General features: G+C 54.6%; 17 protein-coding genes. 7 read left to right on the top strand and 10 right to left on the bottom strand.

Translation table 11 applies throughout. The features are described 5' to 3' along the window. The 7 genes from Z948_RS0106030 to Z948_RS0106000 all read right to left on the bottom strand — a co-directional run bounded on the left by Z948_RS0106030 (position 1) and on the right by Z948_RS0106000 (position 5,782). Positions 1-708 (bottom strand): ABC transporter ATP-binding protein, encoded by a 708-nt coding sequence (locus Z948_RS0106030; RefSeq protein ID WP_037952086.1) that lies wholly within the window; start codon positions 706-708, stop codon positions 1-3. After that, positions 701-1,426 carry an ABC transporter ATP-binding protein gene (locus tag Z948_RS0106025; RefSeq protein WP_025058670.1) on the bottom strand — a complete coding sequence of 242 codons (726 nt, stop codon included), beginning with the start codon at positions 1,424-1,426 and terminating at the stop codon, positions 701-703. Before Z948_RS0106025 ends, Z948_RS0106030 begins: the two co-directional genes overlap by 8 nt. 52 nt (positions 1,427-1,478) lie before the next feature. Next, on the bottom strand, positions 1,479-2,753 hold the full coding sequence (locus Z948_RS0106020) for an ABC transporter substrate-binding protein (RefSeq protein ID WP_025058669.1): 1,275 nt from the start codon (positions 2,751-2,753) through the stop codon (positions 1,479-1,481). A gap of 52 nt (positions 2,754-2,805) precedes the next feature. Next, entirely contained in the window at positions 2,806-3,735 is a 930-nt protein-coding gene (locus Z948_RS0106015) for a 3-hydroxyacyl-CoA dehydrogenase family protein (RefSeq protein ID WP_037952089.1), read from the bottom strand. A 3-nt stretch (positions 3,736-3,738) separates the two neighbouring features. Continuing rightward, entirely contained in the window at positions 3,739-4,536 is a 798-nt protein-coding gene (locus Z948_RS0106010) for an SDR family NAD(P)-dependent oxidoreductase (RefSeq protein WP_025058667.1), read from the bottom strand. Positions 4,537-4,539: 3 nt separating this feature from the next. Continuing rightward, positions 4,540-4,884, bottom strand: coding sequence for a cupin domain-containing protein (locus Z948_RS0106005; RefSeq protein ID WP_025058666.1), 345 nt, complete (start codon positions 4,882-4,884; stop codon positions 4,540-4,542). Positions 4,885-4,945: 61 nt separating this feature from the next. Beyond that, on the bottom strand, positions 4,946-5,782 hold the full coding sequence (locus tag Z948_RS0106000; protein ID WP_025058665.1) for a cyclase family protein: 837 nt from the start codon (positions 5,780-5,782) through the stop codon (positions 4,946-4,948). A gap of 213 nt (positions 5,783-5,995) precedes the next feature. Here Z948_RS0106000 and Z948_RS0105995 point away from each other — a divergent pair, with 213 nt between their 5' ends. Next, a complete protein-coding gene (locus Z948_RS0105995) occupies positions 5,996-6,754 on the top strand; it encodes an IclR family transcriptional regulator (protein ID WP_025058664.1) in 759 nt (252 codons plus the stop codon). Positions 6,755-6,804: 50 nt separating this feature from the next. Here the strand turns inward: Z948_RS0105995 and Z948_RS0105990 are convergent, their stop codons facing one another. Further along, complete coding sequence (locus tag Z948_RS0105990) at positions 6,805-7,044, bottom strand: DUF2061 domain-containing protein (RefSeq protein ID WP_245604555.1); 240 nt, start codon at positions 7,042-7,044, stop codon at positions 6,805-6,807. Between the two features lie 119 nt (positions 7,045-7,163). Here Z948_RS0105990 and Z948_RS0105985 point away from each other — a divergent pair, with 119 nt between their 5' ends. The 3 genes from Z948_RS0105985 to Z948_RS0105975 all read left to right on the top strand — a co-directional run bounded on the left by Z948_RS0105985 (position 7,164) and on the right by Z948_RS0105975 (position 10,060). After that, the gene (locus Z948_RS0105985; protein WP_025058662.1) at positions 7,164-8,003 is read left to right on the top strand and encodes a helix-turn-helix domain-containing protein; all 840 of its coding nucleotides are present in this window, start codon (positions 7,164-7,166) and stop codon (positions 8,001-8,003) included. Between the two features lie 141 nt (positions 8,004-8,144). Then, positions 8,145-9,182, top strand: coding sequence for a LacI family DNA-binding transcriptional regulator (locus tag Z948_RS0105980; protein ID WP_025058661.1), 1,038 nt, complete (start codon positions 8,145-8,147; stop codon positions 9,180-9,182). Positions 9,183-9,286: 104 nt separating this feature from the next. Next, entirely contained in the window at positions 9,287-10,060 is a 774-nt protein-coding gene (locus Z948_RS0105975) for an L-iditol 2-dehydrogenase (RefSeq protein WP_025058660.1), read from the top strand. Positions 10,061-10,118: 58 nt separating this feature from the next. On the opposite strand, the gene Z948_RS0105970 is transcribed toward Z948_RS0105975, so the two are convergent. Beyond that, positions 10,119-11,177 (bottom strand): ABC transporter ATP-binding protein, encoded by a 1,059-nt coding sequence (locus tag Z948_RS0105970; protein ID WP_025058659.1) that lies wholly within the window; start codon positions 11,175-11,177, stop codon positions 10,119-10,121. An 18-nt stretch (positions 11,178-11,195) separates the two neighbouring features. Then, the gene (locus Z948_RS0105965) at positions 11,196-11,978 is read right to left on the bottom strand and encodes an IclR family transcriptional regulator (RefSeq protein ID WP_025058658.1); all 783 of its coding nucleotides are present in this window, start codon (positions 11,976-11,978) and stop codon (positions 11,196-11,198) included. A gap of 183 nt (positions 11,979-12,161) precedes the next feature. Here Z948_RS0105965 and Z948_RS0105960 point away from each other — a divergent pair, with 183 nt between their 5' ends. The 3 genes from Z948_RS0105960 (at position 12,162) to Z948_RS0105950 (ending at position 15,315) form a co-directional block, all read left to right on the top strand. Continuing rightward, the gene (locus Z948_RS0105960) at positions 12,162-13,421 is read left to right on the top strand and encodes an ABC transporter substrate-binding protein (protein ID WP_025058657.1); all 1,260 of its coding nucleotides are present in this window, start codon (positions 12,162-12,164) and stop codon (positions 13,419-13,421) included. 104 nt (positions 13,422-13,525) lie between these two features. Further along, on the top strand, positions 13,526-14,467 hold the full coding sequence (locus Z948_RS0105955) for a carbohydrate ABC transporter permease (RefSeq protein ID WP_025058656.1): 942 nt from the start codon (positions 13,526-13,528) through the stop codon (positions 14,465-14,467). Continuing rightward, positions 14,467-15,315 (top strand): carbohydrate ABC transporter permease, encoded by an 849-nt coding sequence (locus tag Z948_RS0105950; protein WP_025058655.1) that lies wholly within the window; start codon positions 14,467-14,469, stop codon positions 15,313-15,315. Before Z948_RS0105955 ends, Z948_RS0105950 begins: the two co-directional genes overlap by 1 nt. Positions 15,316-15,318 lie beyond the last annotated feature (3 nt).

Below are 15,318 nucleotides of genomic sequence, written 5' to 3'. Positions count from 1 at the left end.
TTATTCTATCCCGAAATAGGCGCGCGATATGTCGGCGCGTTCAACAGTGTCTGATTGCCCTTCCAGCGACACGCGCCCTTCTTGCAAACAGTAGAGCCTTGACGAAACGGACAGCGCTTTTGAGATGTCCTGCTCAACGATCATGGCGCTCATGCCTTCACCGATAATACCGGGCAGGGCGTCGTAGATATCTTTGATGATGATCGGGGCAAGGCCGAGGCTGATCTCGTCGAACAAGATCAAATCAGGGTTCGCCATTAATGCCCGCCCGATGGCCACCATCTGTTGTTGCCCCCCAGACAAGGCCGTAGCGGGTACGTTGCGGCGCTCTTTTAGGATCGGGAACAATTTCTGCACGGCGGCTAAATCCCATGGCCCCTTTCGGCCCACTTGGCCGCCGATCATCAGGTTTTCTTCGACACTGAGAGAGGGAAACAGCTGCCGCCCTTCTGGAACCATTGCGATGCCAATGCTTGCGACTTGATCAGCGCGATGCCCGCTGATGTCCTGCCCGCGATAGCTGATTTGCCCTGCGCCGTTGTTCAGCAATCCTGTGATCGAACGCATAAGAGTGGTTTTGCCCGCGCCATTAGCGCCGATAATCGCTAAAACCTCGCCTTCGGCAACGTGCATATCCACGTCATAAAGGGCCTGAAAATCGTTGTAATGGGCGTTTAAGCCACGCATTGAAAGGAGGGCATTATCCATCGACATCAATCCCTAGATAGATTTCTTGCACCTGCGGGCTGGCCATGATCGCATGGGGTTCGCCCTCGGCGATTTTCTTGCCAAAGTCGATGACAATCAGGCGATCCACCACCGCCAGAAGGGCGTGCACCACATGTTCGATCCAGATGATCGTTACACCTGATGCATGGATGTCCTTGATGGTTTGAACCAGCGAAGAGCATTCGGCTTCGGTCAGGCCGCCAGCGATTTCATCCAGCAGCAGCAACCGCGGCTTGGCGCAGAGTGCGCGGGTTAGCTCCAGCCTTTTGCGCTCTAATAGCGTGAGGCTTCCTGCGAGAGTATTGGCCTTTGGCAATAATTCGGTCTGATCAAGCACTTCAAGGCAGAAACGCTCGGCCTGTGCGCCGTGCAGCCCCGCCGCCTGTGTGGCTGCGATCATTGCGTTTTCAAATACTGTCATGCCCGAGAACGGCTGCGGCACTTGAAAGCTGCGCGCGACCCCTGCGCGGCAACGGCGCGCTGAGGAATGCGTCGTAATATCCTGACCATCAAATGTGATCTGTCCGCTGTTGGGCGATAGTGTCCCTGTGATCAGATTGAACATAGACGTTTTGCCGGCACCATTCGGCCCGATCACGCCAAGGGCCTCGCCCTGCGCTACGTCATAGCTCAGTTGGTCGGCGACCGTGACGGCGCCAAAAGACTTTTGCACTGTATCTAGCCTGAGAAGGGACATTTTCGTCTTTCCGGTTAAGGGAGGGGCGGCGCAAGAACGCCGCCCGCTGTGATTATCCGAGCAGCTTCAGTTCGCCCGTCAACGGGATGTCGGAATGGCCTGCGTTGGCGACGATCTTGAGATCAAAGGCATCGCCCTCTTTTTGCCATTGGCCAGCGACAAGCGGGGTCTTGGTGACGTTGTTGATTGGGCCGTTGTCCCAATTCACGTTGCCCACCATCGTATCGAGGTTCGTTGATGCAATGGCCGAAACGATGGATGCTGGATCTTCCAGATCATCGGCACGTTTGATCACGTCCGCGACCACTTCAAACAAGGCGTGTTTGAACCCGATAGGTTGGGTCCAAGGGCGCCCTGTCGCAGCCGTGTAACCGCTGGTCAAATCACGTGCGCTGATACCTGTAAGGGACGAAGAATACGGGTGATCTGGTGACCACCAAACCTCTGTCGTCAGGCCATCGCCACGATCGCCAAGGCTCTCGATAACGGATGGGAACAGCAGCGCCTTACCGATGGTCACAATCTGCGGGTTGAAACCCTGTTGTGCTGCTTGCGCCCAGAACGTTGCAAAATCTGGCGGGATCATGTTGCCCGTAACGATCGTGCAACCTGCTTCCTTAAAGGCAGCAATCTGGTTTGAGAAATCATCGGTCAGTGGCTGATAGCGCCCTGGGTCTGTGATCGTATAGCCTGCCGCTGTCATGGCAGGTGGCAAACCGTTCTGCGCATCGCCAAAGGCGTTTCCGTCGGCATCGTTAGGGAACATGCCTGCGATCTGTTTGCCGACGTCAACGCCGCTCCACATGCCTAAGGTTGCGCCGATCCAGTCTTCGATCCCGAAGAAGAAGTGATAGGTGTTCTGGAACCCTTCGCCCGGGACACCGTTGCGACCAAAGAAGTAGGGCTGCCATGGGCAATCGGTACTGATGCAGGGCACCTCGTTGATCTCGGCCTGATCCGCAACGGGGTTAACCGTGTCAGGAGTGGAAGCGGCGACGATGATGTCGACTTCGTCACTCAGGATCAGATCAGCGGCGACTTCTGCAGCACGGTTAGGGTTTGACTGGCTGTCCTTGCTGATGATTTCGATATTCCAAGCACGGCCATTGTTTTCCAGACCACCTGCAAAGGCCTCCTGAATGCCGGCCAAAATGTGGTCATCCGCTTCGGCAAAAGCCGCCAATGGGCCGGTCTGTGGGCTCACGTGGCCGACGCGTAATGTTGGTGTCGCGGCGTATGCGCGGGTTGCAGATAAAATCGCGGGCGCGGCCAATGTTGCGGCCGTTCCTGCCAGAAAACCTCGGCGGGTTGGTTGTTTGCGTATCATTTTTATTCCTCCCTTGCGCCGGCCTCCCAACCGGCAGTTTCAGTCAATCGTCTCAGTCTAGCAGGATTCCTTCTAGCCGGTTCAAGTGCCGCGCTACACGGGCGCGGACATCGTTTGCTTCGGCTTCGGTCCAATCGCGAAAACCTGCTCCGGATTTCATGCCCAGCTTACCATCCTCAACAAGCTTTTCGAGGTAAGGCGACGGGCCTTGGCGTGCTTCGATGTCGGCCAGCACGGTGTTATGAATGTCCAATGTCAGATCAGTTCCGACAAGGTCGGCATTCTCAAGCGGGCCCAGCACCGCTAGGCGGCGGCCAAAGCTGGATTTGATAACTGTATCTACGGCTTCGGCATCGCAAATGCCGTTCTCAACCAGGCTGATGGCCTCGCGCCAGAGGGCGTGTTGCAGGCGGTTGCCAATGAAACCAGGTACGTCTTTTTCCACCATCACAGGGGTTTTGCCTGCATCAGCCAGCAGGTCGAACGTGTTCTGGGCGATGCCTAAATCCGTCCACGGCGTTTTGATCACTTCGACTAATGGGATCATGTGGGGTGGGTTCCACCAATGGGTTCCCAATGCGCGGTTTTTGATCCGTAAATCCTGCATGATCTCGGTGATCGGCATGACCGAGGTGTTGGACGCCAGAATGCAGGTTTCGGGTGCGTGGGCCTCGACCTCGGCAAAGATCGCACGCTTGAGATCCATCTTTTCCGGCGCGGCCTCAAAGACCACGTCAGCCCCTTTAACGGCACTGGCAGTGTCCCCCGAGATTGTAATCATCTTCAGGGCGGTCGCGATTGTTGTTTCGTTGTCGCCCATGGCCTTCATGCTGTGGCGCATGCGTTCGGAAACGCTTGCCCGTGCTTCTTTGGTTGGGTCTGTGATCGTCACATATTGGCCCGCTTTCGCCAATGTGAGAGCGATCCCGTGTCCCATAAGGCCAGCGCCGATGACCGCAATGCTTTGTTTTTTACGCACCATGGATCAGCCCGCCGTATAACCACCGTCAGCATATAAAATATGCCCGGTATAAAAATCTGATGCTTTAGATGCGAGGAACAGCAATGGACCGGCAAGATCTTCTGGCTCGCCCAATCGCCCCTTTGGAACGCGGGCAAGGAACCCGTCGCGAACGGCCTTTGCCTTTTCGGTGTCTTCAAACATCCAAGCAGTCAAAGGTGATCGGAACACAGTTGGCGCGATTGCATTTACGGTGATCCCCGTTGGCCCCAACTCACAGCCAAGCGCCTTTGTCAGGCCATCGGTGGCAGCTTTGGATGCGCAATAGGCCGTGTACCCCGCAGGGTGCCCCAAAAGCCCGCGCGCAGAACTGACAAGAACGATCTTTCCGCCGTGGCCTTGCGCTTTCATCTGTCCTGCTGCTGCGCGTGAAATCAGCCAGGTTTGCGTAACATTGGCATCCATAACATCGGTGAATGTTTTGGGGTCCATATCATTGATCAATGCGACCTTGTTCATACCTGACGCTACAACAAGAATGTCGAGCTGGCCATAGGCGCTCACGGCTTGGGCTACCAGATCATTGCAAATGGTCTCGTCTGTGGGGCGGGCATTGATGGTTGTGACCTCGGCGCCAATTCCGCGGCACTCGTCTGCGATCTCGGTCAGGGCGGCGTCGTTTCCGGCAACAAGAACCAGCTTACAGCCCGCCCCCGCCAGAATGCGCGCGGCAACCATACCAAACGCGCCAGAAGCCCCCGTGATCAGGGCGACCTGATCTTTGACGTCGAACATCGAATGTGGGTTCGTAATGGAAGTCATGGATTATGTCTCCGGTGGGTAGGGAATGACGACGAGCATCGTACAAACGTCGTTGCGGCGGTTCTCGATCTTGCGGATCTCGCCTGCGGGAATGGTACAGCTGTCATGTTTGCGCAGTGTCGTTTCGACGTCATCAATGATGACAGTCATTTCGCCATCAAGAACAACGTAGACTTTCTCAAAGGGGGTTGAATCTGGCCCTGCTCCCCCGCCGGGTAGAAATTGGCTCAGACCAATCCACTGATTGGTCGGCCCGCCTTCCTCAAAGCCTTGGAGCCGCAGGCCGTGGCACCCGAAATGGTTCGGAGCCTCATAGGCTTGGGCGTCTTCAAATCGTTTGATGTGCATCCTGCGTCCTCCCAGCGTCGGATATCACGGGACGGACGATAACGACCGTCCCGTGCCTCGATTAGAAGTCTTCGCCAGCCTCGATACGGTAGGCTTGCTTTTTGTCGGTGATGGCCACCAAGCGGATGATGCAGCCGTCGCCGCGATCCCAGTTCCATGGGAAGAAGGCGAAGGTTACACGTTTGCCCGTAACGGCATCCAGATCACCGCCAACGTTCTCGATCCCTAAAATGCCGTTCGAGAAGAGCGTGTTGTGCACAGGCTCCCACTCGGGGAAGTCGACCTCCCAAGGAACACCGCCGGACCACTCAAGGTACTCTGCTTCAAGGTGCGGCATGATCGGGCCATTTCGCTGTGGGCCAATCGCTGTTGCAAGCGGGTGATCGTTGGCTTGTGTGTCGTGACCTACAACTTTTACGCCTTTCTCGACCATCCAATCCGCCGCAGATTGAACCAGACCAGGGCAGTAGGCAAAGTAATCACCGTCTTCGTATTGCTTGTGCCAGCCGGTGTTGATGATCAGAACGTCACCTTTGCGGATCGCGTGGCCACAGGCCTTTTCCAGATCTTCACCAGTGATCTTTTCCCATTTCTTTTTGGGGATCGAGACGACCAAACCAGAGCCAAAGAAATGTGGCAGCGGGACTTCGTCGATGAAGGGTGTGCCTTGAACCACATGCGCGGGGGCGTCGATGTGGGTCGTGACGTGCATTGTGGTGGTAATTGTTTGGCTCAACACGCCAGATTTGGCCATGTAGTGCTTTCGCTTGATGTCAACATCATCAAAATAGGGCCAGTTCGGGCATTGATAGCCAAACCGGTGGCTGAGGTTTACAAACTCCAACCCCATGTCGTTGTCTAAGTTTGATTGGAATTCAATTCCGCGGATTTCAACCATCTGGCACATCTCCTCTGTTCGCCGAAGTCGGCGTTTGTGGGGTCAAAAATTTCAGGATGGTTCCTCCCACCTGTCCTACATATTGATGCAGGTGCACCGCATGTCGGTCAACAAAAAAATCACAATGCGGTCCAACTGTACCGCATTGCGGTTCGATTGTTTTCGCGCTAAGTTGTGCTGAGATGACCCTCAAGAGCCAAAGGAAGTCTGTAAGTGGTTGGCAAGGAAATTAAAAATGATAGGGGCGGGATACAAGTCCTGTCTCGGGCGGCTACAATCCTGCGCATCCTGCGTGACAGCCAATCAGGCATGAGCCTTGGCCAGATCGCATCCAAAGCAGGGCTGCCCCGCTCTACGGTGCAGCGAATCACGGGGGCTTTGGTGGACGAACGGTTTGTAATGAACGATCCCGAAGGGCGCGGTTTGCGGCTCGGGCCCGAGCTGAGCGCCTTTGCAGGCGCCTCACAGTACAACATCGTTGAGCACTGCCGTTTGTTCCTGACCGAGCTCACCCAGAAAACCGGAGAGACCGCCGACCTGTCGGTCATGCGCGGCGTCGGCATGACCTTTCTGGATCAGGTTCCAGGGACCCATCGTCTGACGACCCTTTCTAAGGTCGACGAAGTCTTTCCGCTGACGACAACGGCTAATGGGCGCTCTTGTCTGGCTGAACTGCCCCGTGATGATGCACGGGAACTTATTCAGGCCGAGTGGGTTCGAAACGGGGTTGGTGGGGATATAGAGGCGCTTTGTTCCCAGCTTGATGAGATTAGCGAGGCCGGTCTAGCCTATGATCTAAACGAGCATTTCGCCGGTATCTCGGCTGTTGGGTTTGCATTTCGCGATTGGGCTGGCACGCTGCACGCGATTTCCGTTCCCATGCCAACAACGCGGTTCGCCGACATGAAGGCCACAGTTGAGGCCGTTCTGTTGGAAACCAAACGGGACGTCACGCGCCTGATTTCCCAATAGGGCGACAGATAGATCGATACAGCGCCCTAGCTGAGTTTAGTGCGGTTTTATTAGTTTGAGTTTGAAAGGCCTGTCGTTGCGTTGTTTGGGACGCGCCCCCAGCTTACCTTTTGCCAAACTCTTTCATGGAAAAAATACGAAACAAATCCCGCGGCTGCGCCGACAATAGCGATGCCGCCACCAGCTGCGATTGAGCCTGTAAACACAAACCCGATAGCCGTCATCGTAACAAGGCCCATCAACTGCCAAGTGAGAGCTTTGGTCGCTGTTCTGATGGTGCTGTCGATCACGTTGAGTTCCTTTATCTGCCTTTGGTTAGATAGATGAAGGAAATTTACGGGATGGAAAATTCCGTAGATTTGCTGCATAAAGTGCAAAATGTTGTGTTTGGTAAACAAAGGTAACTCAAGTGGACAAAAGGGAAAGAGCTGATGTTTTCCGTATCCGTCTGACCGAAGCAATGGTGCGCAGGGCTGTGAGCAAAAGCGCGCTGGCTCGTATGGCGTCGGTAGACCGTTCTACAATCGGTCAGCTTTTGAAAGATGATCTTCCACGCCTTCCAAATGCGCAGCTGGCGGCTGATGTTGCGGATGCTTTGGGTGTCAGCACGGATTGGCTGTTGGGGTTGACCAACAGGCCCGAAACCCCCGGAGATATTGTTGCGGCCGCGATGTCGCTTAGCCCCGCAGAAAGGATTTCCGCCGACGAGCAGCTGCTTGAGTGGCACCACGAAGCGGCGGGTTACAAGGTGCGCCATGTCCCAGCAAGCTTGCCGGATATCCTCAAGACCGAGAGAATGCTCAATTGGGAATATGCGGCGTTTGAGGGCAAGCGATTGCCCGAAGCCTTTGCCGCAATGCAAAAACAACTCGCATGGTTGGCCTCTGGTGTTTCAGATTACGAAATCGCAATACCCGTTCACGAGATGGAAGCCTGCGCCACCGGAACCGCCTATTACAGCGGCGTCGACAAATCCGTCCGTGCCGAGCAGTTGAATTTCATTGCCGATCAATGTGATGAAATGTTTCCAAGGCTGCGTATTTTCCTTTTTGATGCGCACCGCGTTTTTAGTTCGCCGGTGACGGTGTTCGGCCCCAACCTTGCGGTGGTTTATGTTGGCCAATGCTATCTCGCCTTTAGAGAGGTCGAGCGGGTGCGGTCGCTGACCAATCACTTTGATTGGCTGGTACGAGAGGCGACAGTAGATGCACGCCACGTATCCAGCTACATTCGCTCGTTAATAGATTAGGTGCCTTGGGTGCCGCAAATGGCTGCTGATACAAATTTGTTCGGCGATTGGATGTTCCAAGGCTATTTACGCGGGTAAATAATTCGACCTTCGTTTATATGAAGCTATGATACCCTGTATCGGGCGGAGGAGGCCGGAACAATGAGCAAGCAGCGCATTAACACTATGGAAGAGCTTTCCATCGCTATTGGCGTGTCGCGGCCTACCTTGTCTCGCTATTTTCAGGACCGAACACTGGTTAAGGAAAAAACCGTTGCGCGGATTGAGGCGGGGTTGGCTCGTGTGGAATATATCCCCAATTTCTTTGCGACACGGTTGAACCGAAAATCTACAGGCATCATTGGGGTCATCATTCCGTACCTCAATGATTTGTTTTTCACCAAGCTTCTGGAATCGGTTGAGGTTGCTGCAATGGAGGCGGGATTGACCGTCATCACGCAATGCTCTCATTCGGACCCCGCGATCGAAGCGCGCGCTGCTGAAACCTTTATGTCGATGAATGTTGACGGCGCATTAGTTGCCCCTTTGGGCGATCACAGTGACCGCGCGGTTCACCAGAGATTGAAATCACGGCTGCCCTTTGTCTTGATGGATTCACGTCCAAAAACAATGCCCGATGTGGATTATGTTGGCACGAACCACGCCCAAAGCACGGGCCTGATCGTAGAATACCTTTGCAGAGTGGGGGAGCCGCCTGCCTTTTTGGCGATGCCGCGGGTGAACTTTAACGCGCTGGAACGCGAAGCAGCATATATCGCCAAAATGAACGAACTTGGATTTGAACCAGAGGTGATCGGGGTGCATCAGGTCGCTGATGGCGCGTTTTTTGAGGACCACGGAGAAGCCGTTCTGGACGCAGAGTTTGCGCGGGGCCGTTTCACGGAAAGATCGATTTTATGCGTGAATGACAGGGTTGCAATTGGCGCCGTTCGCGCAGCGGCGCGGCATGGGTTAACCCCTGGGCGGGCGATGAAGGGGGGGCTTCGTATTGCGGGGCATGATGACTATCCTCTTTGCCCCTACCTCAGCCCTGCTTTGACGACGGTTGCGCAAAATACCGATGCGATTGGTAAAAAGGCAGTCTCTCGTATTCTGCAGATTATCCGAGGTGAGGTTACAGACCCTTCGCCGGAAATCACTTTGTTCGACGGGGAACTTAAGCTCCGAGAATCCGCCTGAGCGCCTTTGCGGCTGGGCCAGACCGCTGGGCTAGACCTATGCCGCGCATCTGCCCATGGCAGGCGTCAAACTAAACACCTTTATAGAAAGGGATATTGCATCACATGACACGGTTATCAGGAAAATCGGCAATGATTACCGGCGCAGCCCGCGGCATCGGTTATGGGTTTGCGAAAAGATATATTGCCGAAGGAGCCAAGGTTGCGATTGCTGATATCAACCTCGAAGCAGCCGAAAAAGCGGCGGCTGAACTTGGCGATCAGGCCTATGCGGTCCAGCTGGATGTGAGTGATCAAGGCAGCATTGATCAGGCGGTTCAGGTGGTTGTCCAGCAGGCCGGAAAAATTGACATCCTGATAAACAACGCTGCTTTGTTTGATGCGGCTGAAACCGTCGATATCACCCGCGAGAGTTATGAAAAGCTGTATGCGGTCAACGTGGCGGGAACGCTGTTTACAATGCAGGCGGTTGCAAAACAAATGATTGCGCAGGGACATGGTGGCAAGATCATCAATATGGCCTCCCAAGCAGGCCGTCGCGGTGAAAGCCTTGTGTTGGTCTATTGCTCTACAAAAGCTGCCGTCATTTCGATGACGCAGTCGGCGGGGCTGAACCTTATTCAGCACGGCATCAACGTGAACGCGATTGCACCCGGTGTGGTGGATGGCGAACATTGGGAACATGTGGATTCCATGTTTGCAAAGCTGGAAGGCAAAGAACCCGGGCAAAAGAAACGCGAGGTCGAACAGGGTGTTCCGGCGGGGCGTTTTGCCGTTCCGGACGATTTATCTGGCATGGCTGTGTTTTTGGCCTCGGACGAATCCGATTACATCGTCTCGCAAACCTACAACGTCGACGGCGGCCAATGGATGAGCTGACATGCTTGGCATGAGCACCGTCAGGTAAAAACGCCGCCCAATGCTGCGCGCTGCCAGCTTATCTGATCCGCTGTTCCGTTTCGCGGTCAAACAACATGGCACGCTCAGGTGGGAAGCTCATACCCACACGTGCGCCTTCGACCGAGCGGTCGTCGCCGCGCTCCTCCACGATGATCTTTGCGCCGCTTTCGGAAACAAGGTGCACGAATGAAACGCCGCCTAAAGCTTCGGTGAGTTCGACAGTATGTGTATCGCCGTCAGGGTCGATTTCGATATGTTCGGGGCGGATGCCCAGTGAAACCCCAGTGCCAGAGGCAGGCAATGTCACAGGCAATTCGAATTGCCCCGCTAGGTCATCCAGTGTCAGGGCGTTCCCTGTGGACATACCTTCAAGAAAGTTCATCGCAGGCGATCCGATGAAGCCTGCGACAAATTTACTGTCTGGATCCCGATACAATTCCAAAGGCGCGCCAACCTGTTCGATCGCGCCTTTGCGCAGGACCACGATTTTATCGGCAAGGGTCATCGCCTCAACCTGATCGTGGGTTACATAAATCATCGTCGCGCCGATTTCCTTGTGCAGCCGCGCGATTTCCACCCGCATCTCGACACGCAGCTCTGCGTCGAGGTTGGACAGCGGTTCATCAAACAAGAAAACTTCGGGACCGCGCACAATTGCGCGCCCAATTGAAACCCGCTGACGTTGGCCACCCGATAGGGCGGCTGGCTTGCGATCAAGGTATTCTTCCAGCTTTAGGATGCGCGTGGCTTCGGCAACCTTTTCTTTGATCTCGGCCTTTGGGTGGCCATTCATTTTCAGGCCAAAGCCCATGTTGTCGCGTACAGTCATATGGGGATAGAGGGCGTAGGTCTGGAACACCATGGCAACGCCGCGCTCGGCTGGGTCCATTGCGGTCACATCCCGCGCGCCGATGCTCATCGAGCCTTCGGTTGTTTCCTCTAGTCCCGCAACCATACGCAGCAGTGTGGATTTGCCACAGCCTGACGGCCCCACAAAAACACAAAACTCGCCGTCCTTAATCTCAAGGTCGATCCCGTGGATAACCTGCACGTTGCCATATTTCTTGATGACATCTTTCATGACTACGCCGGACATAACTGCGGATCCTTTCGATTAGGGATGTGATGGGGATTGCCAAGACTGTGCCTCGGTCCCAATTTTGTTTGCGCATTCGACAAGGTCGGGGCGGAATGCGTTGAGCTCTTCCAACGTGTGGCGATTGGTGGCTGTGGCAATAGAGATTGAGCCTACGACGCGATTTGACGGCGTTAGGATCGGTGCTGCGATGCTGATGATGCCATCTTCGTGCTCTTCGCGGTCAAACGCGATGCCCTCGATACGGATTTCGTCCAGTTCTTTTAACAGTTCATCGGCAGACGTAAGGGTTGCATCGGTGTATTTCAAAAAGGCCTGCTGGCGCAGCGCGTGTTCGCGCTCGGCCTCGGGTAGGAAGGCAAGCATCGCTTTGCCAACACCTGTGCAATAGGCGGGCGCGACCTGACCTGCTTGGGCGAGGGTGGCGAACTGTGTGCTGGCCTGACGTTTATCAATAAAAATGACCTGCCCGTTGTCCATCTGGGCAAGGTGAATAGCCTCTCTTAGGGTTGAGGCCAGCGTTTCCAAATGTGGGCGCGCAATTGGGGCCAAAGTGGCCTGCGACCATGCGGAATGCGCAAGCCTGACCAGTCGAATTCCAGGTGTATAGGTTTGGTGCTCGGGGTCATAGCTGAGCATTCCCTGATTCGTGAGCGTCTGCAAAAAACGGTATAATGTAGGCTTTGGGAACTCGGAGGTCTCAAGCAGCTCGCGCATGCGAACGGGACGTCCAGCAGAAGCAACCTGTTCCAGTACGGACAGTGCTTTTCCTACTGTGCCATCGGTAGTTACGGCGCCCATGGCTCCTCTCCCAAATCTTCTTTTCTCCCTGTCCAGCCTCCCTGATTTCCCCTTTTTACGCGGGGTGTTTGGAACGGCTGGCTGTTGACAAAGCTAACTCATCTGCAGTGTAGTATCAATATTCAAGACTAAGTTTCAAATAATGAGACAAGTCGAGACAAAGGAAGCACTAGGGAGGATACCATGCATTCCATTCTCAAAACGTCGCTGGCGGCGTTGATCGCTACTGGCGTGGCCGGTACTGTTGCATTTGCCGATACCAAACAGATGACGGGTGATTTGAAGATCACGTCGGATATGTCAAACCCAGCGCCGCGCGCGGTGATGGAGGGGCTGGTCGCGGGGTTTCAGGAGCTGCACCCAAAAATGAACATCGAGCTGACGATCGTTGATCGTGAAGCTTGGAAAACGCAAATCCGCAACGCGCTGGGCGCAAACCCACCCGACGTTGTGAACTGGTATGCGGCTAACCGCATGGGCCCATATGTTTCCGCGGGCCTGTTCGAAGATATCTCTGATATGTACACCAACGGCGATCTGCCGGGGCTGGATTCCGTCAAGGGTGCCATGACAATTGATGGCAAACAGTATGGCGTTCCATATACCTACTACCAGTGGGGCATCTATTACCGCGAAGACATCTTCAAAGAGCTGGGCCTTTCCGAGCCTGTGACCTTTGATGAAGAGCTGGCAAATTGCGAAAAGATCGTCGCCTCTGGCCGCGCCTGCTATGCCATCGGGACCAAGTTCCTTTGGACCGCTGGTGGGTGGTTCGATTACATGAACATGCGCACAAACGGTTTTGATTTCCACATGCAGCTTGCACGTGGCGAGGTGGAATGGACCGACCCACGCGTTCGCGAGACCTTTGCAAACTGGCGCAAGATCATCGACATGGGCGGCTATATCGCTGACCACCAGTCGTACTCGTGGCAGGAAGCCCTGACATCTATGACCGATGGTGAAGCGACCGCTTATCTGATCGGTAACTTTGCGGTTGCGCCAATGCGTGACGCGGGGCTCGACGATTCACAGATCGATTTTTACCAGTTCCCGAAAATCGCAGATGTGCCGCAGGGCGAAGATGCGCCAACGGATACGTTCCACATTCCATCGGGTGCGACAAACAAAGAAAACGCCCGTGCGTTCTTGCAATATGTGACCTCTGCCGATGTTCAAACCGATATCAACTCGGGCGACAAGCTGGGTCAGCTGCCTGTGAACGCGGCATCTGGCGTCGATGCGGATGAGTTCCTAGAGCAGGGTTTTGATATGCTGTCCAACAACGCCAAAGGCGGCGTGGCCCAGTTCTTTGACCGTGACTTTACGGCTGAAATGGCAAGCGTTGGCATGGAGGGTCTGCAAGAGTTCATGGTGTTCCCAGACAATCTGGATGACATCCTTGAGCGCCTCGAAGACGCGCGCCAGCGTATCTATAAATAACATATCCTGCGCCTCCCTCAGCGGGAGGGGGGCGCGATTTTCATCTCAACCTATTCGCAAGCCCGATTGAGGCTTTCGCATATGTTGATCTCTGGAGGGGTGGCATGTCCTCAATGACAACCGGAACCGAGGCTGCACCTCGCAGTTGGTACAAACGCAATGAGATTGCGATAACGCCGTGGCTGTTTCTGGCCCCTGCGATGTTGTTCTTTGCGGTCTATGTCATCATTCCAATCGCGCAAAGCTTTAGCATCAGCTTTCATGAATGGGACGGGTTGGGCGAAAAGGTTTACGTGGGTACGGCGAATTATGAACGCCTCCTTGGTATTGGCGACGCCAAGATGGATCGCAAATTCGAGACGTCATTTTGGAATAACCTGAAATGGCTGGTTCTGTACCTGCTGGCGGTCCCTGCGGGGCTGTTCATCGCGCTATTCCTGAACCAAACGGTGCGCGGCATCCGCTTGTATAAATCGCTGTTCTTCTTTCCGTTTGTAATTTCGCAGGTTGTGGTTGGCCTCGTGTTTTCGTGGTTCTATCTGCCGCGCGAAGGGCTGCTGAACGCGATCCTCGCTGTTTTTGGCGCTGGGCCAGTAAACATTTTGGGCGACCCGACGATGGCGACCTATGGCATCATCGCTGCGGGGCTTTGGCCGCAAACGGCCTATTGCATGATCTTGTATCTCACAGGTCTAAACGCCGTTGACCCCGAACAGGTCGAGGCCGCGCGGCTGGACGGGGCAAAGGGTTACAAAATGCTGTGGTACATCATCCTGCCGCAGTTGAAGCCCGCGACGTTTATTGCCTTTGTCGTGACGATTATCGGCGCGCTGCGCTCGTTCGATCTAATCAGTGTGATGACCAACGGCGGGCCGTTTGGTTCTACCCGTGTCTTGTCGTTTTATATGTTCGAGGAATCCCTGTCCGAGTTCGGCTTTAGGATGGGATATGGCTCGGCGATTGCCGTTGTTCTGTTCTTTATCATGCTCGCGTTCATCGCGTATTTCTTATACTCGATGTGGCGCGAAGAGCGGGGGGCACACTGATGTTTCCATCCCCTATCGAAAAACGCTCCCGCAGCTGGCAGATCACCTATCAGGCGGTTTTACCGATTGCGCTGGTGGTTTGGCTGTTGCCGCTGATCGCGGTTGCGATGTTTTCAATCAAGCCAGCCGCGGATTTTACAAACGGCAATTATTGGGGGCTTCCCTCTAGCTTTGAAGCCTTTTCGAACTACGGAAAAGTGTTCTTTGAATCCAACATGCCGCGTTATTTGCTGAACTCGATGTTCATCACGTTGCCAACGGTTGTAGGGGCGGTGGCGCTCTCCTGCATGGCGGGGTTTGCGCTGGGCATTTATCGATTTAAGGGCAATCTGGTCATCTTTTTCATGTTCATCGCAGGGAACTTTGTACCCTTCCAAATCCTGATGGTGCCAGTGCGCGATTTGACGATTACCCTAGGCATGTATGACAGTATTCAAGGGCTGGTCCTGTTTCACATCGCGTTTCAGACGGGGTTCTGCACGCTGTTTATGCGGAACTTTATCCGCGCCTTGCCGTTTCCATTGATCGAAGCAGCGCGGGTTGAGGGCGTCGCGGAATGGCGCATCTTTGTTTTTGTTGTGCTACCGCTGATGAAGCCCGCCCTTGCGGCGCTTTCGGTGCTGATTTTCACCTTTATCTGGAATGATTACTTTTGGGCTGTTGTGCTTACGCAAGGGCCAAGCGCCCAACCGGTTACGGCTGGCATTACCGAGTTTAACTCACAATTTCGGGCGGCCTATCACCTGATGAGTGCGGGATCGATTGTGGCTGCATTGCCACCTGTTGCGATGTTCTTTCTGATGCAAAAACACTTTATTGCGGGTCTGACCCTTGGGGCGGTGAAGTAGGGG

This window comes from Sulfitobacter donghicola DSW-25 = KCTC 12864 = JCM 14565, assembly GCF_000622405.1.
Classification (GTDB): Bacteria; Pseudomonadota; Alphaproteobacteria; order Rhodobacterales; family Rhodobacteraceae; genus Sulfitobacter; species Sulfitobacter donghicola.
The sequence above is the reverse complement of the archived record's forward strand: the minus strand, read 5'-3'. Positions and strand labels throughout refer to the sequence as shown.